Consider the following 26,725-nt stretch of genomic DNA (forward strand, 5'->3'; position numbering starts at 1 on the left):
TACGAAAACTTGCAACGCCGTTAACCGCCCCGCACCCCGCACCCCGTCCCCCATTCCCAAAAGCACTAATAGATTTCCCCCATTTGCGATCCCCCCACTTCAGGTATATATTTCAAGCCTAAACTATCCAGACCTAAATATCCGCGGCGCCCCGCTCCCGATAAACGAGCGACTGTCGCGTACCTCGGAGCGTTACGGCAATGAAAATAGTCTGCATCGGCGGTGGTCCCGCCGGCCTGTATTTCGGTCTGCTGATGAAATTGCAGAACCCCGCGAACGAAATCACCGTCATCGAACGCAACCGGCCGTATGACACCTTCGGCTGGGGCGTGGTGTTTTCGGATGCCACCATGCAGAACCTGCGTGAAGCAGACCCCGTTTCCGCCCAGACCATCGGCGATGCGTTCAACCATTGGGACGACATCGACATCAACTTCAAGGGCCGCAGCATCCGCAGCAGCGGCCATGGCTTCATCGGCATCGGCCGCAAGAAGCTCTTGAACATCCTGCAGGCGCGTTGCGAAGACGTCGGCGTCAAGCTGGTGTTCGAGAACTTCGTCCAGGATGACCAGGCCATCGCCCGCGAATACGACGCTGATCTTGTCATCGCTTCCGACGGCATCAACAGCCAGATCCGTACCCGTTACGCCGACACCTTCCACCCCGACATCGACCAGCGCCGCTGCCGCTTCGTCTGGCTGGGCACCAAGAAAGTATTCGACGCGTTCACCTTCGCCTTCGTGCAGACCGAGCACGGCTGGTTCCAGGCTCACGCCTACCGTTACGAAGACGGCATGTCCACCTTCATCGTGGAAACGCCCGAGGAAACCTGGCAGGCCGCCGGCATCGAGCAGATGAGCCAGGAAGAGGGCATCGCCTACTGCGAAAAGCTGTTCGCGCCCTGGCTGGACGGCAATGCGCTGATCAGCAACGCCTCGCACCTGCGCGGCTCGGCCATCTGGATCCGCTTCCCGCGCGTCATCTGCAACACCTGGGTGCACTGGAACACGCTGGAGACCGCCCGCGGCCAGCGCCGCGTGCCCGTCGTGCTGATGGGCGACGCCGCCCATACCGCCCACTTCTCCATCGGCTCCGGCACCAAATTGGCGCTGGAAGACTCCATCGAGCTTGCCCGCTGCTTGAGCGGTGCGGAAGGCAGCGTGGAAGCCGGTCTGAAGCACTACGAGGAAGTGCGCAGCGTGGAAGTGCTGAAGATCCAGAACGCCGCCCGCAATTCCACCGAATGGTTCGAAAACGTTGAGCGTTACGCGGAACTGGAACCCGAGCAATTCGCCTACTCGCTGCTGACTCGTTCGCAGCGCATCTCGCACGAAAACCTGCGTTTGCGCGACCCCGCCTGGCTGGAAGGCTTCGAGCGGTGGATTGCGGAGCGCGCCGGCGCACCGGCGGCAGCCGGCAAGCGTCCCGCCATCCCGATGCTGACGCCTTACCAAGTGCGTGGGGTGCGCCTGAAGAACCGCATCCTGGTGTCACCGATGGCCATGTATTCCTGCACCGACGGCGTCCCAGGCGACTTCCATCTGGTGCACCTGGGCGCGCGCGCCATGGGTGGCGCCGGCCTGGTCATGGTTGAAATGACCTGCGTGTCGCCCGACGGCCGCATCACCCCGGGCTGCCCGGGGCTGTGGAACGACGAGCAGACCCAGGCCTTTGCCCGCATCGTCAATTTTGTGCACGGCAACAGCGACGCCCGCATCGGCGTGCAGTTGGGCCACGCCGGGCGCAAGGGTTCAACGCAGCTGGGCTGGCAGAAGATCGACCACCCGCTGGCCGAAGGCAACTGGCCGCTGCTGTCGGCGTCCGCCTTGCCCTACATCGAAGGCGTGTCGCAGACGCCGCGCGCCATGACGCGCGCCGACATGGATGCGGTGCGCGACAACTTCGTGGCCGCCGCCCGCCGCGCCACCGAAGCCGGCTTCGACTGGCTGGAACTGCACTGCGCGCACGGCTACCTGCTGTCCAGCTTCATCTCGCCGCTGACTAACCGCCGCGAAGACGAATACGGCGGCAGCCTGGAGAACCGCCTGCGCTTCCCGCTGGAAGTCTTCCACGCCGTGCGTGCCGTGTGGCCTGAAGACAAGCCCATGTCCGTGCGGATTTCCGCCAGCGACTGGGTCGAAGGCGGCATCACCGCGGACGACGCGGTAGAGATCGCGCGCCACTTCAAGGCAGCGGGCGCCGACATGATCGATTGCTCGTCGGGCCAGGTCAGCAAGGAAGAAAAGCCCGTCTACGGCCGCATGTTCCAGACCCCGTTCGCCGACCGCGTGCGCAACGAAGCCGGCATTCCCACCATCGCGGTGGGCGCCATCTTCGAAGCCGACCACGCCAACGGCATCATCGCTTCGGGCCGCGCCGATCTGTGCGCCCTGGCGCGTCCCCATCTGGCCGACGCCTCCTGGACGCTGCGCGAAGCGGCGCGGGTGGGTTATACCGACGTGGCCTGGCCCAGCCAGTACTTCGCCGGCAAGCGCCAGCTGGAAACCAATTTCGAACGCGCCGCTGCCATGGCGCAACTGGATATCAAATGACGACTTCCCCGCAACCCCTTGCCGGGCGCCATGCGCTGGTGACGGGCGGCGCCCGCGGCATCGGCCTGGCCAGCGCGCGTTCGCTCCTGGCGCGCGGCGCGCGCGTCACGCTGCTGGGCCGCGACGGCGCGTCCCTGGAGGCGGCCGCCGACAGCCTGGCCAGCCTGGGCCAGGTGCAGACCGTCAGCGCGGACATCGCCGACGAAGCCTCGGTACGCGCGGCGTTTGCGCAGGCCGAAGTGGAATTCGGCCCGGTGCTGGTGCTGGTGAACAACGCCGGCCAGGCGGTGAGCCAGCGCTTTGACCGCACCGACGCGGCGCTCTGGCAGCAGATGATCGCCGTCAATCTGACGGGCACGTTCCACTGTATCCAGGCGGCGTTGCCCGGCATGCTGCAGGAAAAGTGGGGGCGGGTGATCAACGTGGCCAGCACGGCGGGGTTGATCGGCTATGGCTATGTCAGCGCCTATTGCGCCGCCAAGCACGGCGTGATCGGCCTGACCCGGTCGCTGGCGCTGGAAACGGCGCAGAAGGGCGTCACCGTGAATGCGGTGTGCCCCGGCTACACCGAAACCGACATTGTGCGTGGCGCGGTGACCAATATTGTGGACAAGACTGGCATGACGCCGGAAGCCGCCCGGGCCAAGCTGGCCGAGCGCAACCCGCAGGGCCGCCTGGTGCAGCCCGAGGAAGTGGCCGAGACGGTGGCCTGGCTGGCGCTGCCGGCGTCCGCCTCCATCAACGGCCAGGCGATCGCCGTGGATGGCGGCGAAGTGATGACCGGCTGAGGCCGGCGCGACCCATCAACCCCAGGATAACGAACGGAGACACCATGAGCACCCAGTCCGAAGAGCACACCATGAAGCACCACAAGCGTCCGTTGGCCGGCTATCAGGCCAAGACGTTCCTGTGGCAGGTGTCGGCCGACGGCAAGATCGGAACCGTCACCCTGAACCGTCCGGAACGCAAGAACCCGTTGACGTTCGACTCCTACGCCGAACTGCGCGACCTGTTCCGCTCGCTGGTGTATGCCACCGACGTCAAGGTCGTGGTCGTGACGGGCGCGGGCGGCAACTTCTGCTCGGGCGGCGACGTGCACGAGATCATCGGTCCGCTGACCAAGATGACCATGCCGGAACTGCTGGATTTCACCCGCATGACGGGCGACCTCGTCAAGGCCATGCGCGCCTGCCCGCAGCCCATCGTGGCCGCGGTGGACGGCGTTTGCGCCGGCGCGGGCGCGATGGTGGCGCTGGCGTCCGACATGCGCCTGGGCACCCCGGCCGCGCGTACCGCCTTCCTGTTCACGCGGGTGGGCCTGGCAGGCGCCGACATGGGCGCGTGCACTTTGCTGCCGCGCATGATCGGCCAGGGCCGCGCCTCTGAACTGCTGTACACCGGCCGCGCCATGACGGCCGACGAGGGCGCCAGCTGGGGCTTTTTCAATGCCCTGCATGACGCCGACAAGCTGGGCGAAGCCGCCCAGACGCTGGCCGCGCAACTGGCCGCGGGCCCGACGTTTGCGCACGGCGTCACCAAGAAGCTGCTGCATCAGGAATGGAACATGGGCGTGGACGAAGCCATCGAGGCCGAAGCCGAGGCGCAGGCCATCTGCATGCAGACGCGCGACTTCCACCGCGCCTACGAGGCCTTCGTGGCCAAGCAGAAGCCGGTCTTCGAGGGGAACTGATGATGCGTGACGCTAGCTGGCTGGACTGGCCCTTTTTTGACGACGCGCACCGCAAGCTGGCGCATGACGTCGACGCCTGGTGCGAGAAATCGTTGGGCGACGTGGATCATCACGACGCGGATGCGGCCTGCAAGAAACTGGTGAAGGCCATGGGCCAGGCCGGCTGGCTGCGCTACGCGGTTGCGGGCGGCCCCGGCGGCGCCTGGGGCGGCGCGTTGCCGGAAGTGGATTCCCGCGCCGTGTGCATCCTGCGCGAAACGTTCGCCCGCCATGAAGGGCTGGCCGATTTCGCGTTTGCGATGCAGGGCCTGGGCAGCGGCGCCATCTCGCTGATGGGCTCCGACGAACTGCGCCAACGCTACCTGCCGCGCGTGGCAAGCGGCGAGAAGATCGCCGCCTTCGCGCTGTCCGAACCGGACGCCGGATCGGACGTGGCCGCCCTGGCCTGCGAAGCCAGGCTGGACGGCGACCACTATGTGCTGAACGGCGCCAAGACCTGGATTTCCAACGGCGGCATCGCCGACTTCTACGTCGTCTTCGCCCGTACCGGCGAGGCGCCGGGCGCGCGCGGTATCAGCGCGTTCGTCGTGGATGCCGACACCCCGGGTTTCGAGGTCAGCGAGCGCATCGAACTGATCGCGCCGCATCCGCTGGCCACGATCACCTTCGACAACTGCCGCATCCCGGTGTCGCATCGTCTGGGCGACGCGGGCCAGGGTTTCAAGCTGGCCATGATGACGCTGGATATCTTCCGCGCATCGGTGGCGGCGGCCGCGCTGGGCTTTGCCCGCCGGGCGCTGGATGAAGGGTTGGCGCGCGCCAAGTCGCGCCGCATGTTCGGCCAGACCCTGGCCGACCTGCAACTGACGCAAGCCGCGCTGGGCGACATGGCGACCGCCATCGATGCCTCGGCGCTGCTGACGTACCGCGCCGCGTGGATGCGCGACGTGCAGAAACTGCGCACCACGCGTGAAGCGGCGATGGCCAAGATGATGGCCACGGAATCGGCGCAGACCGTGATCGACCGCGCGCTCCAGATGTTCGGAGGCGCGGGGGTAGTGTCGGGGATGCCGGTGGAGAAGCTTTACAGGGAAATCAGAGCGCTGCGTATCTACGAAGGCGCCACCGAAGTGCAGAAGTTGATCATCGCCCGTGAATTGCTGAAGGCATAAGGGGCCATCGAGCCCTCGCCATTCCGCAACGCCAACCACACCGCACCGCATCGCATAGCAAGGGGAATCTTATGGAAGCATCCGCCCACATCGACACTTTCGCCCGGGACAACCTGCCCCCGGGCGACCAATGGCCAGAATTCCTGCTGGACGGCCCCGACGTGGCCTATCCGAAGCGGTTCAATTGCGCCGTCGAACTTGTGGACGCCATGGTCGACCGCGGCTTCGGCGAGCGCGTCGCGCTGCGCTGGCGCCAGGACGGCAAGCCGGCCACCATGACCTACCGGGAACTGGCCGCGCTGACCAACCGCATCGCGCGCGTGCTGACCGAGGACATGAAGCTGGTTGCCGGCAACCGCCTGCTTTTGCGCGGACCGAACAACCCGATGATGGCTGCGTCCTGGCTGGCCGCGATCAAGGCGGGCCTGGTGACGGTGCCGACGATGCCGTTGCTGCGCGCCAAGGAACTCAAGCAGATCATCGAGAAGGCCCAGATCCAGGCCGTGCTTTGCGATGCCCGCCTGAAGGAAGAAGCGCAGTTCTGCGCCCAGCCCGATCACGAACACCATTGCCCCGGCCTGTCGCAGGTCATGTATTTCAACGACACGGCGCCGGATGCGCTGGACGCGTTGGCGACCGCCAAGCCGGACGATTTCGCCGCCTGCGACACGGCGTCCGATGACGTGTGCCTGATCGCCTTCACCAGCGGCACCACGGGTTCGCCCAAGGGCTGCATGCACTTCCACCGCGACGTGCTGGCGATGTGCGACCTCTTCCCCAAGCACGTCATCACGCCGGGCCCGGACGACATTTTCTGCGGCACCCCGCCGCTGGCCTTCACGTTCGGCCTGGGCGGTCTGCTGTGCTTCCCGCTGCGTGTGGGCGCCAGCACCGTGCTGGCCGAAAAGCTGACGCCGGAAAGCCTGCTGGAACTGATCCAGGACTTCCGCGCCACCATCGTCTTCACGGCGCCCACGTTCTACCGCCAGATGGCGGCATTGGTCGGCAAGTTCGACCTGTCTTCGCTGAAGAAGAGCGTGTCGGCTGGGGAAGCCCTGCCGGACGCCACCCGCCAGCTGTGGAAGCAGGCCAGCGGCATCGAGATGATCGACGGCATCGGCGGCACGGAAATGATCCACGTGTTCGTGTCCAGCCCGCCGGAATCGGTCAAGCGCGGCGCCATCGGCAAGGTGGTGCCGGGTTATGTGGCGCAAGTCGTGGACGACGACATGAATCCGGTGCCCAACGGCACGGTGGGCCGCCTGGCGGTCAAGGGCCCGACGGGTTGCCGCTACCTGGCCGACGAGCGCCAGCGCCGCTTCGTGCAAAGCGGCTGGAACCTGCCGGGCGACACCTTCATGCAGGACGACGAAGGCTATCTGTTCTACCAGGCGCGCAATGACGACATGATCGTGTCGGCAGGCTACAACATCGCCGGTCCGGAAGTCGAGGACGCGCTGCTGCGCCACGAGGCCGTGGCGGAATGCGGGGTGGTGGGCGCGCCGTGCGACGAGCGTGGCCAGCTGGTCAAGGCGTTCGTGGTGCTCAAACCGGGCTACGCGCCCAGCGACGAACTCGTGACGGCGATGCAGACCTTCGTGAAGGCCAGCATCGCGCCGTACAAATACCCGCGCGCGATCGAATTCGTGGCGGCGCTGCCCCGTACCGAAACGGGCAAGCTGCAACGTTTCGCGCTGCGCAAGATGGCTTGAACTGGCAACCGGGAAATCATCATGGCCGCTCCTTTCATCAGCCAGGTAGAAGTCCGCTTCCGTCATTGCGACCCGGCCGGCATTGTCTTCTACCCGCGCTATTTCGAGATGATCAACGACTTTGTCGAAGAATGGTTCGACAAGGGCATGGGGCTGCCGTTCCACGCGCTGCACGTCGAGCGCCACATCGGCACGCCGATGGCGTCGGTGACGTGCGATTTCAGCGCGCCCAGCCGTTGGCACGAGCGCCTGCGCCAGACGCTGGAAGTGCAGCGTATCGGCGGGGCCTCGTTCAAGGCGCTGGTGCGTTTCGAAGGGCCTGACGGCCAGTTGCGCCTGTCGGCGACGCTGACGATCGTGACGGTGGATTTGCGGACGATGAAGTCCATGCCGCTGCCTGCGGACTTGCGGGAACGCATGCAGGCTTATCTGGCTGCCGCGGCGTAAGCGGCGGGGCCACCCTGTAGTTTGTTTTTTTAAAAATAGGATGAGACGTTATGAAGATTCTGCAACCGCCGGATTGGATGGCGCCCCGGGGCTATTCGAATGGCGTGCTTACCGAAATGACGGTGGGCAGCAAGCTCGTGTTCGTGGGCGGGCAGGTGGGGTGGAATGGCCAGCAGCAGTTCGAGTCGGATGACCTGGCGGACCAGGTCCGCCAGACGCTGTCGAACATTGTCGCCATCCTGGCCGAAGGAGGTGCAAAGCCCGAGCATATTGTCCGGATGACGTGGTACGTCACGGATAAGGATGCGTACGTGGCGGCGTATCCGGCGATCGGCAAGCACTACCGGGAATTCATCGGACGGCATTTTCCGGCGATGACGGCGGTGGAAGTGGCGGATCTGGTTGAGGATCGGGCTAAGGTGGAGATTGAGGTGACGGCTGTGGTGCCGGGGGTTTGATTCTTTTACGGGGGGGGGGTTCTTTTGACGCCCGACGCGGGGGTGGCCTGGGGTGACTCGGGTCAACGATTGCGGTCCGGAGCCTTCGCTCCGGACTTCCCCTTTGTCATCTTCGTTGTTGCCTACGGCAACTGCCTTCAGATTCCCTCGGGCTTATCGACTCCCCTCGCACCCCAGGCCACCCCCGCGCCGGGCTGCGTGATTGACAACCTGGCGTCCGCCGGGGCGGGCTGCGTGCTTAGGGCTCGCGCCAACGTTGGGGTAGGGTGGAATATCTTGCGGGGCCCGCTCCATGCCGGCCGCGCGGGCGGCCTCGTGGAGCGTACGCATCGTCTTGCGCCGTGACGTTGTTGGTCATTTCGGACTTGGCGCTGGCGAGTCCTGGTATGTGACGCTGTGTCCTTTCGTACTTGGCGTTGCCGATCTCCGACATGTGACGCTGGGTCCTTCGTACGTGGCGCTGCCGATCCTCGACATATGCGCTGCTGGCCTTCTTCTGTGACGCTGCGTGTCATCCGTAGGATGGGTGGAGCGCGCTCGGGTCGTCAATATTGAACCGTTGCCCAACGCGCGCAACCCATCATCTCCCCCCGCGAACCGACCCCCATCAACCGCGTCGCGTCTCCCTTGGCAGTTCGCCGAACCGTTCGCGGTAGTACTCCGAAAACCTTCCCAGATGTCCGAACCCGACACCCAGCGCGACCTCGGTCACGCTGGCGGTGGCGTTCGTCTTCAATTGTTGTCTTGCCGTGTCCAGCCGCAGAGCGCGTAGCGCGTTCATGGGGGTGGTGTAGCGGTGTTCCTGGAACAGGCGGGTGAGGGCGGTGGCGCTGGCGCCGGCGTGGCGGGCGATGTCGGTCAGGGTGAGGGGGGCGGACAGGTGGTCGCGCATGTAGGTCTCGGCCAGCGTCAGGCGGCGCGGGACGGCCGGGGTTTGGCCGGACTGGGTCTGCCAGGTGTTGGGCTGGTTGTAGAGCAGGTGCAGGATCAGGCTGTCTTCCATGTGTTCCAGCCACGCGGCGGGCGGGCGGGGGGCGCCGTCGTCCAGGGTGGGCAAGAGGTGAATCAGGCCAGTCATCATGCTGCGCCAGACGGCGCCGATGGGGTTGTCCAGGCGTAGCGCGGGGCTGAAGTCCAGCGGGCGGGTGGCGGCGTCGCCGAAGGCGCGTTGGCCGATGGCTTCCAGTTTGCCGCGGGGGATCTTCAGCAGCAGCTGTTCGCAGCCGGCTTCCCAGTGCAGCCGCAGCGGGCGGTTGGGGGCGATGACGGCGGCGCAATCGGGGTTGGCGTTGACGCGCTCGTCGCCGCATTCGATACAGGCGCGGCCGCGCAGCGGCACCTGCACCAGCATGAAATCCTGCAGGCGGTCGGGTTCGATGTGGACTTCGGCGCCGTAGCGCAACGTACAGACCGTCAGCGAGCCGAAGCGGCCCCGGTTCAGTTCGGCGTCCACGCGGCCGCCTTTCCACGTCAGGCGGTGTTCCTTCAGCGCTTCGGATACGCGCGTGCGCGTCTCGTCCTGGTGGGTGGAACTGAACACGCGCCGTTTGAGCAAGGGCGCAAGCGTGAGTCGGGACCAGCCGTGCATGGATGCCTCCGGGACGGGAACGCTCCCGTATCTGCGGCCAGAGTAATTTAATCGTCCCGGCTTGGGAATTAAGTGAATCCCGGATAAAACTGACCGTATTCGGATAGAGCGGCGCCGCCCGGCGGCATACGCTAGGTGGCGACGTGGATCGGCAGCATGCGTAAACCGACGGCAGACGGGTTCTGTCAGCTTTCCGCCAGCGCGGCTGGCGGTGCAAACGGGGTGGCTCATGAATCGAAATCTCTGGAGCCGGCGTGCGCTGGCGGCGCTGGTCTGTATGGCGGCCGCGGCGGGGGCCTCGGCGGCCGACAAGGTCAAGGTGGGCTTGCTGACGACGCTGTCCGGACCTGGTTCGGCGTTGGGCAACGAGATCCGCGACGGCTTCAATCTGGCGTTGCAGCATACCGGCGGCAAGCTGGGCGGCCTGCCGGCCGAAGTGGTGGTGGCCGACGACCAGCAGAAGGCCGACGCGGGCCGCCAGGCGGTGGAGCGGCTGCTCAAGCGCGATCGCGTGGACATCATGACGGGGATTGTGTTTTCGAACGTGCTGCTGCCGGTGATGCCGGCCATCCTGCAGTCGGGCACGATCTATCTCAGCACCAATACCGGCCCGGAAAACTACGCCGGCGCGGGCTGTAATCCGAATTTCTTCGCGGTGGCCTGGCAGAACGAGGACATCCCCGCCGCCATGGGCAAGTACGCCGCCGACCAGGGCTACAAGCGCGTGGCGCTGATCGCGCCGGACTATCCGGGCGGCCGCGAATCGCTCAATGGCTTCAAGCGCCTGTACAAGGGCGGCCTGTCCGAAGAGATCTACACCCAGCTCGGCCAATTGGACTACGGGGTCGAGATCACGCGGCTGCGCGCCAGCAAGCCGGATGCGGTGTTCTTCTTCCTTCCCGGCGGCATGGGCGTGAATTTCATCAAACAGTTCAACGGTGCGGGCCTGTCAAAGGACATCGCGCTGCTGGCCCCCGGCTTCTCGGGCGACGAGGACACGATCGCGGCGGTGGGCGCGCCCATCCAGGGCTTGCGCAACACGTCGCAGTGGGCGGCCGACCTGGACAACCCGGCCAACCGCAAGTTCGTCGAAGACTTCAAGAAGACCTACAACCGCAGCCCCACGCTGTACGCCTCGCAGGGCTATGACGCGGCCATGCTGCTGGACAGCGCCGTGCGCCAGACGGGCGGCAAGCTGGAAGCGGACGCCTTGCGCCCGGCGCTGCGGCGTGCGGACTTCAAGTCTGTGCGGGGTGACTTCACGTTCAACCGCAACCAGTATCCGGTCCAGAACTATTACCTGCGCGTCGTCGAGGCGGGCGCGGATGGCAAGCTGGCCAACAAGCTGTCGGGCACCGTGCTGACGCAGTACCAGGACCCGTTCGCCGCCGCTTGCCAGATGAAGTAAGGCGGAGTGCCTCACGCAATACGCATCACGCATTACAGGAGAACCGCATGACCCAGAACATGACGACGCGCGAGATCACGATTGCCTCGCACGATGGCAAGTCCTTTGGCGCCTACCTGGCCGTGCCGGCCGCGGGCCACGGCCCCGGCCTGGTGCTCTGCCAGGAGATCTTCGGCGTCAACGACTTCATGCGCCGTGCGGCGCAATTGCTGGCCGAAGAGGGCTACGTGGTGCTGGTGCCCGACCTGTTCTGGCGCCAGCAACCCGGCATCCAGCTGACCGATGGCCCCGCCGACATGCCGCGCGCGTTCGAACTCTATCAGGGCTTCGACGTGGAGCTGGGCCTGAAAGACATCGCGTCCACGATCGCCGCGCTTCGCGGCTTGCCCGAGCAGCAGGGCGGGGTGGGCGTGCTGGGCTACTGCCTGGGCGGCAAGCTGGCGTATCTGGCCGCGTGCCGCACCGATGTGGACGTGGCCGTGGGCTACTACGGGGTGGGCATTGAAAGCAGCCTGGAAGAGGCGGCCAACCTGCGCGGCCGCCTGGTGCTGCACATTGCCGAGCAGGATGGCTTCTGTCCGCCCGCGGCACGCCAGCGCATCCTCGCCGCGCTGGGTGGCAAGCCGGGGGTGGAACTCTACGTGTATCCGGGCATGGACCACGCGTTTGCGCGCACCGGCGGGGACCACTACGACAAGCCGTCCGCCCTGATGGCGCACCAGCGCAGCATGGCGGCCCTGCAGCGCGCCATCGGCCCGGAGTTCGATTATTCGGCCTTGTGGGACAAGCACTGCGAATATGAATTCGGCACGCGCGACGTGGCCGCCACCATGGCCACGATGGTGGCCGAACCCTACGTGAACCATATCCCGACGATGACGGGCGGCGTGGGCCACAAGGAGCTGTCGCGCTTCTACCAGCACCATTTCGTCAACAGCAACCCGCCGGATACGCGGCTGATCCCGCTGTCACGCACCGTCGGCGCGACCCAGATCGTGGACGAGCTGCTGTTCTGCTTCACGCATACCACCGAGATCGACTGGCTGCTGCCCGGTGTGGCGCCGACGGGCCGGCCGGTGGAGATCCCGCTGATCGCCATCGTGAAATTCCGGGGCGACAAGCTCTACCACGAGCACATCTACTGGGACCAGGCCAGCGTGCTGGTGCAGGTGGGCCTGCTGGACCCGAAGGGGCTGCCCGTGGCGGGCCGTGAAACCGCCGCCAAGCTGCTGGACGAGACCTTGCCGTCCAACACGCTGATGGCGCGTTGGAAAGACAGCGCGAACAAGTAGGAGGCCAACATGTCTTACTCGCAGGAACAACTGGCCGCGATGGTACGCGGCGACAGCGTGCACCGCGGCGTCTACACCGACCCCGCCATCTTCGATCTGGAGATGCAGCGGATCTACGGCCGCGCCTGGATCTACGTGGGCCACGAAAGCCAGGTGCCCAAAACGGGCGACTATCACACCACCCGCCTGGGCGACCAGGACGTGCTGATGGTGCGCGCTTCCGACGGCAACGTGCACGTGCTGTACAACCGCTGCCCGCACAAGGGCGCGAAGGTGGTGGCCGACGGCGAAGGCTGCGTGGGCAAGTTCTTCCGCTGCCCGTATCACGCCTGGACCTTCAAGCTGGACGGCAGCCATCTGGGCGTGCCGCTCAAGCAAGGCCTGGAGGGTACGGCCTACGACCCCACCGACCCCACGTTTTCGATGCGCCGGCTGGCGCGCGTGGAAAGCTACCGCGGCTTCGTGTTCGCCAGCCAGGCGAAGGAAGGCCCGGCGTTGACGGACTTCCTGGGGGGCGTGCGTTCATCCATCGACAATCTGTGCGACCGGTCCCCGGTGGGCGAGGTCGAGGTCGCGGGCGGCATCTTCCGGGTGATGCAGCGCTCGAACTGGAAGGTGTTCTACGAGAACCTGCACGACACCATGCATGCCCGCGTGACGCATGAATCGTCCTATGCCGCGGCCCGCGACGAGGCCAAGGAGATAGGCGAAATGCCGCTCGAGCTGCACATCATGGACGGCAACGGCGAACCCTACGAGTTCTGGGAAAAGCTGGAACTGCGCGCCTACGACAACGGCCACGGCTATATGGAAGGCATCTTCAACCCGGGCGCCGCCGAGCGCGATCCGGTGTCGCGGGCGCACTTCGAGACGCTGACGGGCGCCTATGGCGAAGAACGCGCCCGCGAGATCCTGGGCATGAACCGCCACAACACGGTCATCTACGGCAGCGGCTCGCCCCATACCGTGTTCCAGCAATTCCGCGTGATCCGGCCGATCGCCGTGGACCGCACCTTGATCGAGATCCAGACGTTTCGCTGCAAGGGGGCGCCGGACGGCGTGTTCAAGCGCGCCATGCTGTACGCCAACGTCATCAATTCGCCGTCGTCCAACGTCATGCCGGACGATATCGAACTCTATAACCGCTGCCAGGAAGGCAACGCCACGCGCGGCGGAGAATGGGTCAGCATGCACCGCTACCACGGCAGCGACCGCAGCGACGCCGACGGCCTGGTGTCAGTCAACGGCACCAGCGAATTGCCCATGCGCAATCAGTTCCGCGCCTGGAAGACCTATATGGAAGCCGGCGCGGCGTCGACCGCGCCCGCCACGGGAGAAGGCGCATGCTGCTAGACCTGGATTTCGACGTAGGCACCACGGACCTGTCGCCGGCCGACGTGCCGGCGGATGCCTACCACCGCATCGCGCAGTTCCTGTACCGCGAGGCGCGGCTGCTGGACGAACGTCGCTACGACGACTGGCAGTCGCTGTGGACGCCGGACGGCATGTACTGGATGCCGCGGGTGCCGGGCCAGAAAAGCCCGTACGACCACATTTCGCTGTTCTGGGAAGACCGCATGCTGCGCGACGTGCGCATCCGGCGCCTGGAGCATCCCCGCAACTGGTCGCAGCAGCCGCCCACGCGCAGCGTGCGGCTGGTGGGCGGCGTCCAGGTCGAAGGCGTGGATACGAGCGGCAACCTGGTGGTGCACTCCGCCTTCCAGATGACGGAATGGCGCAAGCGCCAGCCGCGCCAGCTGGCCGGCCGCTGCACCCACAAGCTGGCCGCCGAAGGCGACGGCTGGCGCATCCGCATGAAGCGCGTGGATCTCGTCAACTGCGACGATGCGCACGACGTGTTCGAGGTGTTCGTTTGATGACGGCGGACACCGCGGTGCTGGCGTTGCACTATCAGAACGACGTGCTGCATCCCGAGGGCAAGATCCGCGTCGGGCTGGATGCCGACAGCGGGGCGCGCCAGCGCCTGCTGGACGGCGCCGCCGCCTTGCTGGCCGGCGCGCGGGCGCAGTCGTTGCCCATCGTGCACGTGCGCATCGCCTTCCGGCCCGACTACGCCGACCTGTTGCCCAACTGCGCGATCTTCCGCAATGTGGCGACGATCGGCGCGGTGCCCGAAGGGCAGTGGGGCAGCGCCTTCTACGACGGGCTGCAGCCGCTGGCCGGCAGTCCGCGCGAGTTCATCGTCAAGCACACCCGCATCAGCGCGTTTTACGGCACGCCGCTGGAAGAGACCCTGCGTGTGGTCGGCGCACGCCGGCTGGTGGTGGCCGGCGTTGCCACGCATTCCGTGGTGGAGGGCACCGTGCGCCACGCCGCCGACATCGGCTTTGACGTGATGGTGGCCGAAGACGCCTGCGCCTCGGCCGACGAAGCCGTGCACCAGGCCTCGCTTGCCAGCATGCGATTGATTGCGCAAACCGGCTCGGTGGCCGATGCTGTGCGCTGGGCCGCCGCGCCGCACTGATCAAGGACTATCCATGGATTTTTCAGGCTTTCCCGGTTTGGCCGGCAAAACCGCCATCGTCACCGGCAGCACGCAGGGCCTGGGCGCCGACATCGCGCGCGGCCTGGCCGCGGCCGGCGTGAACGTGGTGCTGGTCGGGCGCAACGCCCAGGCGGGCCAGGCGCTTGCCCAGGAGCTGGACGGGCGCGCCTTGTTCTGCGAGACCGACATCGGACAAGACAGCCAGATCCAGCACTGCATCGACGCCGCGCTGGCGCGCTTCGGCCGGCTGGACATCCTGGTCAACAACGCGTGCCAGTACGCGGACCGCGGGTTGGCGTCTTCGCGCGAGGAATGGCACAGCACCCTGGACACCAACCTGGTATCGGCCGCGATCTTCACGCAGTTCGCCGCACCGCACCTGCCGCGCGGCGGCGTGGTGGTGAACCTGGGCAGCACGGGGGGCAAGTTCGGCGCGGCCGGACGCGCGCTGTATCCGGCGTCCAAGGCGGCGCTGCTGCAGATCACCAAGAATTTCGCGGTGGAGCTGGCGCCTTCCGGCGTGCGCGTGCTGGCGGTGTCGCCGGCCTGGACGTGGTCGCCGTCGGTGGAACAGTTGTCGGGCGGTTCGCGGGCAGCGGCCGACGCGGTGGGGGCGCACTTCCATCCGCTGGGCCGCGTGGGTTCGGGCAGCGAGATCGCCGCCGCCGTCTGCTTTGCGTGTTCGGATGCCGCGTCCTGGATGACGGGTGTGGATATCCCGGTGGACGGCGGGTTCTCCATCCTGGGGCCAGACCGCGGCATTTCACCGCGGGTCTGGTTCAAGGAACTGGCGCCCTGATCCGGGCCGGGGCGCGCCAGCCCCGGTGCCTTGACCGGCGCCGGGGCTGGCGCTGCTGGCGCCTGCGTCAGCGAATGACGATTTCGCCTTCTTCCAGCCCGGCTTTGCCCCCCACCTGGTCTTCCAGGAATTCCTGCATCTTGTTGCCCAACTGGATCTTCGCGCCGCTGCAAAAGCGCCGCGTCGCCGTGATGACGGCGGTGTGCAGCGGCAGCAGGTCGCGCACCAACTGCGCTTCTTCCGCGTCCAGCGCCAGCAGTTCGCCGCTAAGCTTGGCATAGGTATTGCTGGCGCGTTCAACGACGTCGCCCGGGGCGCGCTGAGGGTTGGCCTTCAGGAACATCAGCAGCTGTTCCAGCTTGGCCTTCTCTTCGTTCATCTTCAGGCGCTTGCGCGTCAGCGCCGAACGCTTGATGTCCGCATGCGGGTCCAGCCCGGCCTGCACCAGGGTGGGAATGCCCGACGGCGATCCGATGGTGCCCGCGCGTACGGCATTCAAGGCGCGTGTCTGTCCGCCGGTGATGGCGCTTTGCTGCGTGTTCGGCGGGCCGACCTGCACACTGCCCCCGGCGGCGATGCTGCTTTGCCGGATCTCGCGTTCGACCTCCACGTCCTGCCCGGCGCTGATGATCGCGTTTTCAATGAACTTCGCTTTCAGCGCGCCGCCACAGACGATATGGGCGGTGCGGGCGGTGGCCGCGGCGTCCTGCAGGGCCTCGGCCATGCCGATGATGCCACCCTTGACCGTCACGCTGCCGCCGGCCTCCACCAGCGCGGCCTCGATGGTGCCGTTGACGACGACGTCGCCCGTCACGCGGACTTCCATCGTGGCGGCGATGTCGCCGCGCACTTGCAGCGAACCTTCGAACGTGATGTTGCCCGTGGACAGGTTGACGGCGTCGACCTCCACCATCGGATTGACCTGCACGCCCTGGCTGATCAGCTTGGGCGTGCCGGCGATTGTGGCGCGTAGCAGCAGCGGATCTTCCGGGTCGACCTCCACGCCCGAAATGTCCTTGGAGAACGGCGTGTCGGGCATTTCATCGGGCAGCACGGGTTCGCCCAGCACGTCGGTGCCGTCCACGCCAGGCAGCGGCGGAACCCGGCGCATGAGCGGCGTGCCGGGCGACACCAGCAACAGGCTGCCCAGGTCGCGGTAGTCCACCTGAGCCAGTTCGTCGATCTCCTGGGCGCGCGGCTTCAGGCGGTCCAGCAGGCTTTCAAAGCGGGTCGGCGTGCCGCGGGTGGGCGGCGTCCCCTGGGCGATCATCACGGTGGCGCCTTGGCCCTGCTCGATGGCTTCGGCCATGGCCGGTTCCAGCACGCCGTGCACGATGCCGCGGTCAGCCACCGCGTGGCGCAGCATGTCCAGCGTGACCGGCCGGCCGCCCTTGGGCGGGTGCAGGGTCAGCAGGGCGGCCATGCGGGTGGGTTCGAGTTCCAGTTCGAACGAGCCGTCCACCACCTGTCCGACCGGAAACTGCACGGGTTCGGCGGCGTTACGGCACTTGTCGATGAAGGCCAGCACGGCGTGGTTGTCCAGCGCCTCGGCGGTCCAGCCTTGCGCCACGACGGCCGCGGTCAGCGTATCCCAGGTGGGCAGGTCCAGGTTGACGTGGGGGAGAGTGTCGACGGCGACATCCGTGTCAGCGTCCAGTGCTGGGGCGACGCTCAGTTCAGGGGCGGCTTCCCCGCCGGCGCTGTTCGATGCCTCGGTGGCGGGGGCGTCATCATCGTCCGCCGTCGCCGCGTCGGGGCGTGGAGGCGGCGTGTAAATGGCCGTCAGGACGTTGGTATTGGCATCCAGCACCAGCTGGAGCGTGTTTTCTGCGTCCATCTCAGCCTCTCCCGCCTGGCGCTCAATGGCTGCCAGGTTCATTCATTTGGTAAATAAACGAAATATTGCGACATATTCTATCGTACTCGTCCGACGTATGCCGTAGTTTCGGCCCTGTTTTACACAAGGAAAGCGAGGGGCCGCGCCGGACTAGGGCGTAGGACCGAGCGACAAACCGGGAACGTCGCCGCAGCATAGGGGCTCGCCAACCCGTCTTCCGACGCCGCCTTCGCCCCGACCATGCACCGACATCCCTCTTCCTTCCTACCTGCCTTGCGCGCCTTCGCCGCGCGGGCCGGGGGCATGGCGGCGGTGGCGGCCCTTGCGGCGGCCGCGCTGACGCTGGCGCCCGCCCGCCCCGCCCAGGCCAGCGAGATCTACCGTTACAAAGACCCGTATGGCGTCTGGCGCGCCATGAAAGTGCCCACGGGCTACGCCAAGTATTACAAGCGGGCGCAGGCGCGCACGGTATGGCGCGGCAACGGCATCAAGGCCTGCCTGGACTGTCCGCCGCAGGCGGGCGACGGGGCGCGGCTGGCATCGCTTGCGCCCACTTCCCGCGCCCTGCGCTGGGGCAATGCCAAGCCGTCCACCGCCCACGACGGGCTGATCGCCCGCGCGGCGCAGGATTCCGGCGTGGATGGGGCGTTGCTGACCGCCGTCATTGCGATCGAATCGGGGTTCCGCAGCGATGCGCGCTCGCCCAAGGGGGCGCTGGGCCTGATGCAGCTGATGCCGGCGACGGCGGCGTCGGTATTGTCCGTGGACGATATCGAGCGGGCGCTGGTGGACCCGGCAACGAACGTGCGGGCCGGGTCGCGCCATCTGCGCCGGCTGATCGACCAGTATCCCGGCCGATTGGACCTGGCGCTGGCCGCCTACAACGCGGGGGAAGGAGCGGTGCGCAAGTACGACGCTGTGCCGCCCTACGCGGAAACCCAAGCCTATGTCAGGGATGTGACGGCGCTCTACGAGCGCTACAAGGCGCCCTGAACCGGTACGCGCCAGCCGGGCGCCTTGTAAGGCATCCCAGGCCGGCACGCCCGCCGCTTACATCGCGGCGAAAACCTTTTCGGCGATGTCCAGGGTGGACTTGATCACGGCGTCGTCGTGCGTGGCCGAGACGAAGCCCGCTTCGAATGCGGACGGCGCGAAATGCACGCCGTGGTCCAGCATGGCGTGGAAGAAGCGGTTGAACGCCGCCGTGTCGCACTGCGAGACTTCCGCGAACGAGGTCGGCACCTGGTTGCTGAAATAGATGCCGAACATGCCGCCCACGGAGTCGGCCGAGAAGGCCAGACCGGCGGCGCGGGCGCGCTCTTGCAGGCCCTGGGCCAGCTTGGCGGTCTGGGCCGACAGCTTGTCGTAGAAGCCGGGCGCGGCGATCAGGCGCAGCGTGGCCAGGCCCGCGGCAACGGCGACGGGGTTGCCCGACAGCGTGCCTGCCTGGTACACGCCGCCCAGCGGGGCGATGTGCTTCATGACTTCGGCGCTGCCGCCGAAGGCGCCCACCGGCATGCCGCCGCCGATCACCTTGGCCAGCGTGGTGATGTCCGGCTTCACGCCGGTCAGGCCCTGCACGCCCTGCGGGCCCACGCGGAAACCGGTCATCACTTCGTCAAAAATCAGCAGCGCGCCATGCTGCGTGCAGACCTCGCGCAGGCCTTCCAGGAAACCCGCCGCCGGCTTGATCAGGTTCATGTTGCCGGCCACCGGCTCGACGATGATGCACGCGATGTCGGCGCCGTGCTGGGCAAAAGCCTGGCGCACGGCGTCCAGGTTGTTGTATTCCAGGGTCAGCGTGTGCGACACGAATTCCGGCGGCACGCCCGCCGAACTGGGGTTGCCGAAGGTCAAGAGGCCCGAGCCGGCCTTGACCAGCAGGCTGTCCGAATGGCCGTGGTAGCAGCCTTCGAACTTCACGATCTTGGCGCGGCCCGTGGCGCCGCGCGCCAGGCGGATGGCCGTCATGGTGGCTTCGGTGCCCGAGCTGACCAGACGTACCTGCTCTAGCGAGGGCAGGCGCGCAATCAGCACTTCGGCCAGTTCGATCTCGGCTTCGGTCGGGGCGCCGAACGACAGGCCGTTGACGGCGGCTTCCTGCACCGCGCGCACCACTTCAGGGTGCGAGTGGCCCAGGATGGCCGGGCCCCAGGAGCCCACGTAATCGATGTACTGCTTGTCTTCCGCGTCCCACACGTACGGGCCTTGCGCGCGCTTGATGAAGCGCGGCGTGCCGCCAACGGAGCGGAATGCGCGCACAGGCGAGTTGACGCCGCCGGGGATGCTGCGGCAGGCGCGTTCGAAAAGCTGTTCGTTACGGGACATGGCGTTCAAGGCTTGCGGTTGAGGTTGGCGGAAAAGGGCGCGGAGCAGGCCGCTGCGGCGGCCCGGATGCTGGGCGCTTCGAAAAGCCCGGTGATGACGGCGATGGAATCGGCGCCCGCCTGGGCCAGCAGCGGCGCGTTGTCGGCGGTGATGCCGCCGATGGCGACCACCGCGGGCCGGGGCGCGTCGCGCTCTTCGACCAGGCGGCGGGCTTCGGTCAGCACCGACAGCGGCGCGCGCACGGTGTCCGGCTTGACGGTGGAGGCGAACATCGCGCCGAAGGCGATGTAGTCGGCGCCGGCATCCAGCAGTTCGCGGGCGCGGACCAGGTCGTCGTAGCTGGAGCCGCCCAGGATCAGATCGGGGCCGGCTTCGGCGCGGATGCGCGCCAGGCTTTCGTCTTCGCGGCCCACGTGCGCGCCGTCGGCGCCGACCTCCAGCGCCAGGCGCCAGTCGTCATTGATCAGGAATACCACGCCCAGTTCGCGGCACAGGGGCGCCAGTGCACGCGCCTGTTCGGCGCGCACCGAGTCGGGCACGTTCTTGCGGCGCAACTGCAGCGAACGCATGCCGCCGTCGGCGGCCTTGCGCACGGCCTGCATCAGGCGTTCGGTATCGTCCCATTCAGGGGTGACGCCATACAGGCCGGCGGGAAAACGCAGCGGTTTCATTGCGGTTGGATCCGGTTGGGAATGCGCCGGCCCATGCCCGGCAGGAAGCTGGCGGCGACCGAGGCGTCGGCATGCGCCAGGCCCTGGCGCACGGCTTCGGGCATTTCCAGACCGCGGGCCAGCATGGCGGTGATGGCGGTAGCGGCCAGGCCGCCGGCGTCGCCGTTGCGGTCCGGGGGCGTTTGCCACGGCCAGGTGTGGGTCTGGCCGCTGGGGCCCAGCAACACGTTGGCGTAATGGCCGGGCCGCTGCGGGCTGCCCAGCACCAGGACCCATTCGGCGCCGGCCGCCACCAGGGCGTGCATGGGCGTCGGTGCGTCCCCGATATCGATGTCGCCGTCGGCGTGCCACTGCGCCAGGCGCAGGTGCTCGATGACCAGCAGGTCGGTCTGCGGCAGCACCAGTTCCAGCGTGGCGGCCAACAGGTCGTCGGCATCGTCCTCGTCGGCGGCGTCCGCCGGCAAGGGGGCGCGCTGGCCGAGGTGCAGCACCAGCGGCACCTGGCTGTAGTCGGCGGCGACCTGGGCGGCAACGCTTGCCGTTTCAGCGGTGTATAGTCCGCCCACCTTGATGGCCTGCACGGACATGTCTTCCAGCAGGCAGCGGGCCTGGTCGTCCAGCAGGTCGGGCGAAACAGGATGGATTTCTTCGATGCCGGCAGTGTCCTGCACGGTCAGCGCGGTCACGGCCGCCAGGCCATGACAGCCCAGGCGGGCGCAGGTGACGGCATCCGCGGGCAAGCCGTCGGATCCCGAGGGATCGAGCGGGCCGAAGACCAAAACGAGAGGGGGAGTAACGGGGGCCACGTGGACAGCGCTTGAGTGAGGGTACCCGGACTCATTTTGAGGTGAATCAGGGGAACCCCTATTGGGTTTCGGTAAGATTGTCCCCATTCTAATGGAAGCCCCCCACCTTTGCCCCGCCACGGGGACCACGGTCGGGAATTGATGTAAGAGAGAACTATGCGTACTTGGATGTGTCTGATTTGTGGCTGGGTCTATGACGAAGAGGCCGGCCTGCCCGACGAAGGTATTGCTCCCGGCACCCGCTGGGAAGATGTGCCGCCGAACTGGGTCTGTCCTGAATGCGGCGCCCGCAAAGAGGACTTTGAATTGATGGAAATCTGAACCCGATCCGCTGACCTATTCCGCCAGGGCTCGTAAGATGGGGCAAGCCCCCATCCCTCGTAACCGCAGGACGGTCTGCCGCCAGGCAAGCAGGGCCGCGCATGACGCGCGCCCCGTCCACGGTTCTTTCAGACTACCCATGAAGGGGTTGCCATGACGGAAAAACACCACGAAGCCGCCTCGACGCAGGCGGCCAACTTTGCCAACCAGTTCCTGATCGCCATGCCGGGCATGGTCGAGGGCAGCCTGGCCGGTTCTGTCATCTACGTATGCGAACACACTGAGCGCGGCGCGCTGGGCCTGGTCATCAACCGGCCCACTGACCTGACGCTGGGCACCCTGTTCGAGCGCATTGAACTGACGCTTGAAATCGGCCCGGTCAAGGACACGCTGGTTTTCTTTGGCGGCCCGGTGCAGACCGACCGCGGCTTTGTGCTGCACGCGCCTGCGGGCGACTACAGCTCCAGCATAAAGATGGGCGCGATGGCGCTGACGACCTCGCGCGACGTGCTGCAGGCCGTGGCCGACGGCAACGGGCCCGCCCGGATGCTGGTCACGCTGGGGTATGCCGGCTGGGGCGCAGGCCAGCTGGAAAGCGAAATGGGCCAGAACGCCTGGCTCAGCGTCGGCGCCGACGACCACATCATTTTCGACGTGCCTCCGGAAGACCGTTACCCTGCCGCCTTGAAGCTGCTGGGCATCGATCCGGTCATGCTGGCGGGCGACGCGGGCCATGCCTGAAGAGACGCTGCTTGCCTTTGACTTCGGCGAAAAGAAGATCGGCATTGCCATCGGCAACACGCTGACGCGCCAGGCGCGTCCGCTGGAAATCATCTTCAGCGAGATCCGCGACGCGCGTTTCAACCGCATCGCGGCGCTGCTGCAGGAATGGCAGCCGCATCGCGTGGTCGTGGGGCTGGCGCTGGATGCCGATGGCGGCGAACAGCCCGCCACCGCGCGTTGCCGGCGCTTTGCCAACCAGCTGCATGGCCGCTTCGGCGTGGCCGTTGAACTGGTGGACGAACGCGGCTCCAGCATGGAGGCCCAGCGCCTGCTGGGCACGCATGCGGCCGATGACGCGATGGCCGCGGCTGTTATCCTGCAACGATACTTGGACACCCTGCCTGCGTCCTGAAGCACGCGGCCCGGCCTGCCTATGCTCAATCCGCAACTTGATCGCCGCGGCGAACTCATTCATCTGCTGACAACGGAAGGGTTGCCGCGACGCCACGTCGAACGCCTGCTCGAGGCGGCTCGCACGTGGGCCGCGGGCGAGGCGCCGACCGCCACGCCGCAGCCCGTATTTCTTTCCCTGCCCGACGACCCAGCCTGCCGCGACGCCTACGCTGACGCGGCCACGCGCCTGTCCCTGCTGCCTGTCGTCCTGGATACGCAAGACGACGGCGCCGAGCCGGGCGATGCGCTGGCCCAGACCGTAACAGGCCTGGCGCCGGGCATCCTGGTGCTGCGCCATGCGGCCAGCGGCGCGGCGCATTGCGCGGCCGCCCAGGCGGCGCCGGGGCTGCATGTCGTCAATGCCGGCGACGGCCAGCATGCGGACCCGCTGCCGGCCCTGGCATTGCTCCAGGCGATGCAGGACATCAAGCAAGACCTGACGAACCTGGCTGTGACGCTGGTGGGCGACATCCGCCATTCGCCGGTGGCGCGTTCGGTCATCCACGCCATGACGACGCTGGGCGTGCCCGAAGTGCGCGCCGTCGCGCCGCGCACGCTCTTGCCGGACAGCCTGCCGCAATTGGGCGTGCGCGCCTGCGCCAGCCTGCACGAAGGCCTGCAGGGTGCCGACGTGGTCATCGTGCTGCCCTTGGCCGTCGAACGGATCAGCGGTGCGCTGCTGCCGTCCGCCCGGGAATACGCCCAGGCCTATGGCGTGACGCGCGCCACGCTGGCGGCCGCCAAGCCCGATGTGTTGCTGCTGCCCGCCGGCGCGTTGACGCCCGGCGTGGAAGTGGATGGCGACGTGGCCGCCAGCCTGCCGCCCATCGAGGCCCGATTGGCCGGCTTGTTGCAACATTTGCGCCTGGCAGCCTTGGGCGTGCTGGCCGGAGACGCGCCATGAGGCTGCACATCGCCAACGGCCGCCTGATCGATCCCGCCAACGGCGTGGACGGGCGGCACGATATTTACACGGCCGACGGCCACGTGGTGGCCGTGGGGGCGGCGCCGGACGGCTTCCAGGCCGACCGCGTGCTGGATGCCGACGGGCTGGCCGTGCTGCCGGGCCTGGTCGATTTGTCGGCCCGGGTCTTGCAGCCCGCAGGGGCGGGCAGTATGGCCACCGGTTCTGCGTTTGCGCCCGCCGAGTTGCGCGCGGCGCTTGCCGGTGGCGTGACCCGCTTGGTGTTGCCGCCGTATGCCGATGCCGCGCTGGACGAACCGGGCAAGGTCGACGCGCTGATGCGTCAGGCCGACGCCGGCACGGTCCGTGTTCACCCGCTGGGCGCGATGACCGTGGGTCTTGCCGGCGAGACGCTGGCGGAAATGGGCCTGCTCTCCCAGGCGGGCTGCATCGCCTTCGCCCAGGGCGAGCACGGCATTGCCGATACACGGGTGCTGTGGGGCGCCATGCGCTACGCCAGTGGTATGGGCCGCACGTTGTGGCTGCGTCCGCAGGATCCCTGGCTGGCGCGCGGCACGGTCGCGGCCAGCGGCGCCTACGCCGAGCGCCTGGGGCTGGAAGGCCTGCCGCCGCAATCGGAAACGGTGGCGCTGCAAACGATCTTCGAACTTCAGCGCGCTACCGGCGCCCGCGTGCACTTGACCCGGCTGTCCACGGCGGCGGGGCTGGAACTGCTGCGCGCGGCCAAGCGCGAAGGGCTGCCCGTCACCGCTGACGTGTCGGCCCACAACCTGCATCTGACCGACGTCGACATCGGCTTTTTCGATACGAATTTCCATCTGTCGCCGCCGCTGCGCGGCCAACGCGACCGCGATGCCATCCACGCGGCGCTGGCCGAGGGGCTGGTCGACGCCTTGTGTTCGGATCACACGCCGGTCGACAGCCACTCCAAGGCGGTGCCGTTCCCGGCCTCCGCGCCGGGCGCGACGGCGCTGGAACTGCTGCTGTCGCTGACGCTGAAGTGGGTGCGCGACCGTCGCTCCCCGCTGATCGACGCGCTGGCCCGCGTGACATCGGGCCCGGGCGCCGTGCTCGGCCGCATGGCGCCGGACGCCGCGCAGGCAGGCCAATTGGGCGTGGGCGCGCCGGCGGACCTGTGCCTGGCCGACCTGGACGCCGAATGGCTGGTGATGCCGGCAGCGCTGCAAAGCCGCAGCGCCCACACCCCGTTCGCGGGTATGATGCTGCCCGGTCGGGTACGCGCCACCGTGGTCGGTGGCCGGCTGGCCTGGGAGACTTCAGTTTGAAGCTGCTGCGCTTTGTCCTACGGCTGGCACTGGTGCTGCCCTTGATTGTTTTCGGCCTGTTTTGCGTGGGCGCGGTCTACCCGTTTCTCCGGCCCCAATCCCGAGCTTGGTTGAATCGCACCTGGTCGCGGGCATTGATGGCGGCCTGTGGGCTGCGGGTCGTCTTCAAAGGCGAACCGCGCATGACGGGGCCCGTGCTGCTGGTGGCGAACCATGTTTCCTGGATCGACATCTTCGTTCTGAATTCCGCGCGCGCGACGTCTTTCGTGGCCAAGAGCGAAATCCGCAGCTGGCCGGTGATCGGCTGGCTGGTGGCGGGCGCAGGCACGCTGTTCATCGAACGCGGCCAACGCCACGCAGTGCATGCCATGGGGGAGTCGATGCAGGCCCGCTTCAAGCAGGGCGATGCGGTGGGACTGTTCCCGGAAGGCACGACGACCGAAGGCTTCGACCTGCTTCCTTTCCACGCCAGCCTGTTCGAACCGGCGCGTTCGGCGGCGGTGGAAATCCAACCCGTCGCGTTGCGGTTTTTGCGTGACGGCAAACGGGACGGCTTCGCCGCGTTCGTCGGCGAAGAGAGCCTGGTGGCGAATCTGTGGCGGGTCATGGGGACGACGGGACTGTCAGTCGAGGTGGTGTTTTTGCCTGCGCTGGCGGCTAGACATCCTGATGGGAGTTTGCCTACTCGGCTGGAGTTGTCGCATCAGGCGCGGGATGCGATTCTTGGGGTGCTTGCTTAGGTTTTTTTTGGCGGTTTGTTGTGCTTCGTAGGTCGCCCGTCGGCGGTGTCGGCATGACGGCGCGCGCCCACGATTGCGGTCCGGAGCGTTCGCTCCGGACTTCCCCTTTGTCATCTTCGTTGCGGCCTACGGCCGCTGCCTTCAGATTCCCTCGGGCGCATCAAGGTTGCGCGCCGTCATGGCGATAGCGCCGACGGGCTGCCTGGGTCTGGGCTTGGGGCGCTGTCGGGTTCTCGATTAATGACGAGTGCTGCGGGGCCCGCCGAATTGCAGCCGCGCGGGCGGCTGCAATTGGCATACGCATCGTGTGTCGTTGGTGCGATGACCGCTTGCGCGCTTGCTAGAAATTGTTTGCTAATGATCTCGCAGTCTCTGGGTGGGGTGGAGCGACGGGTGGCGCGCGGCAGGTAGCCGCTTGCTGTTTGAGACCTGTGCGCGCGCTACCCGTCTAATAGGGAGACTGTCGTGTGATTGCGGCATGGTCTTCGTCATGCATTGGCGCTTGCGCATGCGCGCAACCCCATCTGTTGGCGTGCATCGATGATGGGTTCCGTGCGGCGGACGCTCGTGTGCTGGGGGCGGCCGGAACGCACTCCACCCATCCTACGACGCCAACAACTGCACGGCATCGCGCCGCCACCCACATCAATCGCCTACGTAGGATGGGTGGAGCGCGGCAAATCCGTCATAAGAACGGGAACGTCCATCGCGCGCAACCCATCATGGTCACTCAACGGCGATAGGGTCTACATGCAACACGCAACTAGCATCCTCACGACGCAAGACGCTGCGTAAGCTCCCAAAGGCCGCCCGCGCGGCCGGCCGGGAGCGGGCCCCGCAAGATCCTCCACCACTCAAAACTGTTGGCGAGAACCCTGAGCACACCGTTCTCCCCAACTGACGTGAAATTGCCGCTGGCAGAGCCCTTCGTGGCGGTCCCCCGGGGGGGGCGGGGAGTCGATAAGCCCGAGGGAATCTGAAGGCAGTTGCCGTAGGCAACAACGAAGATGA

At 67.0% G+C, this 26,725-nt stretch carries 25 protein-coding genes; 20 read left to right on the forward strand and 5 right to left on the reverse strand.

Annotated elements, in window-relative coordinates; all coding sequences use genetic code 11:
- The first annotated feature begins 200 nt into the window (after positions 1-200).
- The 7 genes from AC27VE_RS29210 to AC27VE_RS29240 all read left to right on the forward strand — a co-directional run bounded on the left by AC27VE_RS29210 (position 201) and on the right by AC27VE_RS29240 (position 8,031).
- Positions 201-2,552: a bifunctional salicylyl-CoA 5-hydroxylase/oxidoreductase gene (locus AC27VE_RS29210; protein WP_006226608.1), complete on the forward strand. Its 2,352-nt coding sequence runs from the start codon at positions 201-203 to the stop codon at positions 2,550-2,552.
- A complete protein-coding gene (locus AC27VE_RS29215) occupies positions 2,549-3,340 on the forward strand; it encodes an SDR family NAD(P)-dependent oxidoreductase (RefSeq protein ID WP_006226609.1) in 792 nt (263 codons plus the stop codon). Before AC27VE_RS29210 ends, AC27VE_RS29215 begins: the two co-directional genes overlap by 4 nt.
- A gap of 44 nt (positions 3,341-3,384) precedes the next feature.
- Positions 3,385-4,242, forward strand: a complete 858-nt coding sequence (locus AC27VE_RS29220) for an enoyl-CoA hydratase family protein (RefSeq protein ID WP_006226610.1) — start codon at positions 3,385-3,387, stop codon at positions 4,240-4,242.
- 2 nt (positions 4,243-4,244) lie between these two features.
- Positions 4,245-5,414 (forward strand): acyl-CoA dehydrogenase family protein, encoded by a 1,170-nt coding sequence (locus tag AC27VE_RS29225; RefSeq protein ID WP_006226611.1) that lies wholly within the window; start codon positions 4,245-4,247, stop codon positions 5,412-5,414.
- Between the two features lie 71 nt (positions 5,415-5,485).
- Positions 5,486-7,126 (forward strand): AMP-binding protein, encoded by a 1,641-nt coding sequence (locus AC27VE_RS29230; RefSeq protein WP_488705709.1) that lies wholly within the window; start codon positions 5,486-5,488, stop codon positions 7,124-7,126.
- Between the two features lie 21 nt (positions 7,127-7,147).
- Positions 7,148-7,573, forward strand: a complete 426-nt coding sequence (locus AC27VE_RS29235) for an acyl-CoA thioesterase (protein WP_006226613.1) — start codon at positions 7,148-7,150, stop codon at positions 7,571-7,573.
- 50 nt (positions 7,574-7,623) lie between these two features.
- On the forward strand, positions 7,624-8,031 hold the full coding sequence (locus tag AC27VE_RS29240; RefSeq protein ID WP_315141072.1) for a RidA family protein: 408 nt from the start codon (positions 7,624-7,626) through the stop codon (positions 8,029-8,031).
- 607 nt (positions 8,032-8,638) lie between these two features.
- Here the strand turns inward: AC27VE_RS29240 and AC27VE_RS29245 are convergent.
- Complete coding sequence (locus AC27VE_RS29245; RefSeq protein ID WP_488705710.1) at positions 8,639-9,619, reverse strand: AraC family transcriptional regulator; 981 nt, start codon at positions 9,617-9,619, stop codon at positions 8,639-8,641.
- A gap of 229 nt (positions 9,620-9,848) precedes the next feature.
- Between AC27VE_RS29245 and AC27VE_RS29250 the strand changes: the two genes are divergently transcribed.
- From AC27VE_RS29250 to AC27VE_RS29275, 6 genes are read left to right on the forward strand one after another with little or no spacing between them, the layout of a single operon-like run.
- Entirely contained in the window at positions 9,849-11,027 is a 1,179-nt protein-coding gene (locus AC27VE_RS29250) for an ABC transporter substrate-binding protein (protein ID WP_488705711.1), read from the forward strand.
- 47 nt (positions 11,028-11,074) lie between these two features.
- A complete protein-coding gene (locus AC27VE_RS29255) occupies positions 11,075-12,319 on the forward strand; it encodes a dienelactone hydrolase family protein (protein WP_488705712.1) in 1,245 nt (414 codons plus the stop codon).
- A 9-nt stretch (positions 12,320-12,328) separates the two neighbouring features.
- The gene (locus AC27VE_RS29260) at positions 12,329-13,672 is read left to right on the forward strand and encodes an aromatic ring-hydroxylating dioxygenase subunit alpha (RefSeq protein ID WP_088590257.1); all 1,344 of its coding nucleotides are present in this window, start codon (positions 12,329-12,331) and stop codon (positions 13,670-13,672) included.
- Positions 13,663-14,196: an aromatic-ring-hydroxylating dioxygenase subunit beta gene (locus tag AC27VE_RS29265; protein WP_488705713.1), complete on the forward strand. Its 534-nt coding sequence runs from the start codon at positions 13,663-13,665 to the stop codon at positions 14,194-14,196. The genes AC27VE_RS29260 and AC27VE_RS29265 overlap by 10 nt, the downstream gene beginning before the upstream one ends.
- A complete protein-coding gene (locus AC27VE_RS29270; protein ID WP_088590259.1) occupies positions 14,196-14,804 on the forward strand; it encodes a cysteine hydrolase family protein in 609 nt (202 codons plus the stop codon). Before AC27VE_RS29265 ends, AC27VE_RS29270 begins: the two co-directional genes overlap by 1 nt.
- A 13-nt stretch (positions 14,805-14,817) precedes the next feature.
- Positions 14,818-15,624 (forward strand): SDR family oxidoreductase, encoded by an 807-nt coding sequence (locus AC27VE_RS29275; RefSeq protein WP_488705714.1) that lies wholly within the window; start codon positions 14,818-14,820, stop codon positions 15,622-15,624.
- A gap of 67 nt (positions 15,625-15,691) precedes the next feature.
- Here the strand turns inward: AC27VE_RS29275 and AC27VE_RS29280 are convergent, their stop codons facing one another.
- Entirely contained in the window at positions 15,692-17,461 is a 1,770-nt protein-coding gene (locus tag AC27VE_RS29280) for a flagellar assembly protein A (protein ID WP_488705715.1), read from the reverse strand.
- A 240-nt stretch (positions 17,462-17,701) separates the two neighbouring features.
- On the opposite strand from AC27VE_RS29280, the gene AC27VE_RS29285 reads away from it, so the two are divergent.
- The gene (locus AC27VE_RS29285) at positions 17,702-18,454 is read left to right on the forward strand and encodes a lytic transglycosylase domain-containing protein (RefSeq protein ID WP_488705716.1); all 753 of its coding nucleotides are present in this window, start codon (positions 17,702-17,704) and stop codon (positions 18,452-18,454) included.
- 57 nt (positions 18,455-18,511) lie between these two features.
- Here the strand turns inward: AC27VE_RS29285 and hemL are convergent, their stop codons facing one another.
- Genes hemL through AC27VE_RS29300 form a run of 3 tightly spaced genes read right to left on the reverse strand, consistent with a single transcriptional unit; the run spans position 18,512 to position 21,266 of the window.
- A complete protein-coding gene (hemL, locus tag AC27VE_RS29290; protein WP_006226625.1) occupies positions 18,512-19,789 on the reverse strand; it encodes a glutamate-1-semialdehyde 2,1-aminomutase in 1,278 nt (425 codons plus the stop codon).
- A gap of 5 nt (positions 19,790-19,794) precedes the next feature.
- Entirely contained in the window at positions 19,795-20,460 is a 666-nt protein-coding gene (thiE, locus tag AC27VE_RS29295; protein ID WP_088590263.1) for a thiamine phosphate synthase, read from the reverse strand.
- Positions 20,457-21,266 carry a hydroxymethylpyrimidine/phosphomethylpyrimidine kinase gene (locus AC27VE_RS29300; RefSeq protein WP_085946971.1) on the reverse strand — a complete coding sequence of 270 codons (810 nt, stop codon included), beginning with the start codon at positions 21,264-21,266 and terminating at the stop codon, positions 20,457-20,459. Before AC27VE_RS29300 ends, thiE begins: the two co-directional genes overlap by 4 nt.
- 156 nt (positions 21,267-21,422) lie before the next feature.
- Between AC27VE_RS29300 and AC27VE_RS29305 the strand changes: the two genes are divergently transcribed.
- From AC27VE_RS29305 to AC27VE_RS29330, 6 genes are all read left to right on the forward strand, one after another.
- Positions 21,423-21,587 carry a rubredoxin gene (locus AC27VE_RS29305; RefSeq protein ID WP_003814980.1) on the forward strand — a complete coding sequence of 55 codons (165 nt, stop codon included), beginning with the start codon at positions 21,423-21,425 and terminating at the stop codon, positions 21,585-21,587.
- 153 nt (positions 21,588-21,740) lie between these two features.
- Positions 21,741-22,328 (forward strand): YqgE/AlgH family protein, encoded by a 588-nt coding sequence (locus AC27VE_RS29310; protein ID WP_006226628.1) that lies wholly within the window; start codon positions 21,741-21,743, stop codon positions 22,326-22,328.
- Positions 22,321-22,722, forward strand: a complete 402-nt coding sequence (gene ruvX / locus AC27VE_RS29315; RefSeq protein ID WP_006226629.1) for a Holliday junction resolvase RuvX — start codon at positions 22,321-22,323, stop codon at positions 22,720-22,722. Before AC27VE_RS29310 ends, ruvX begins: the two co-directional genes overlap by 8 nt.
- Before the next feature lie 21 nt (positions 22,723-22,743).
- Positions 22,744-23,667 (forward strand): aspartate carbamoyltransferase, encoded by a 924-nt coding sequence (locus tag AC27VE_RS29320; RefSeq protein ID WP_488705717.1) that lies wholly within the window; start codon positions 22,744-22,746, stop codon positions 23,665-23,667.
- Positions 23,664-24,974, forward strand: a complete 1,311-nt coding sequence (locus AC27VE_RS29325) for a dihydroorotase (protein WP_488705718.1) — start codon at positions 23,664-23,666, stop codon at positions 24,972-24,974. Before AC27VE_RS29320 ends, AC27VE_RS29325 begins: the two co-directional genes overlap by 4 nt.
- On the forward strand, positions 24,971-25,714 hold the full coding sequence (locus tag AC27VE_RS29330) for a lysophospholipid acyltransferase family protein (RefSeq protein ID WP_427961447.1): 744 nt from the start codon (positions 24,971-24,973) through the stop codon (positions 25,712-25,714). The genes AC27VE_RS29325 and AC27VE_RS29330 overlap by 4 nt, the downstream gene beginning before the upstream one ends.
- Positions 25,715-26,725: the final 1,011 nt, after the last annotated feature.

It is taken from the genome of Achromobacter sp. 18P8.1.1, assembly GCF_057799415.1.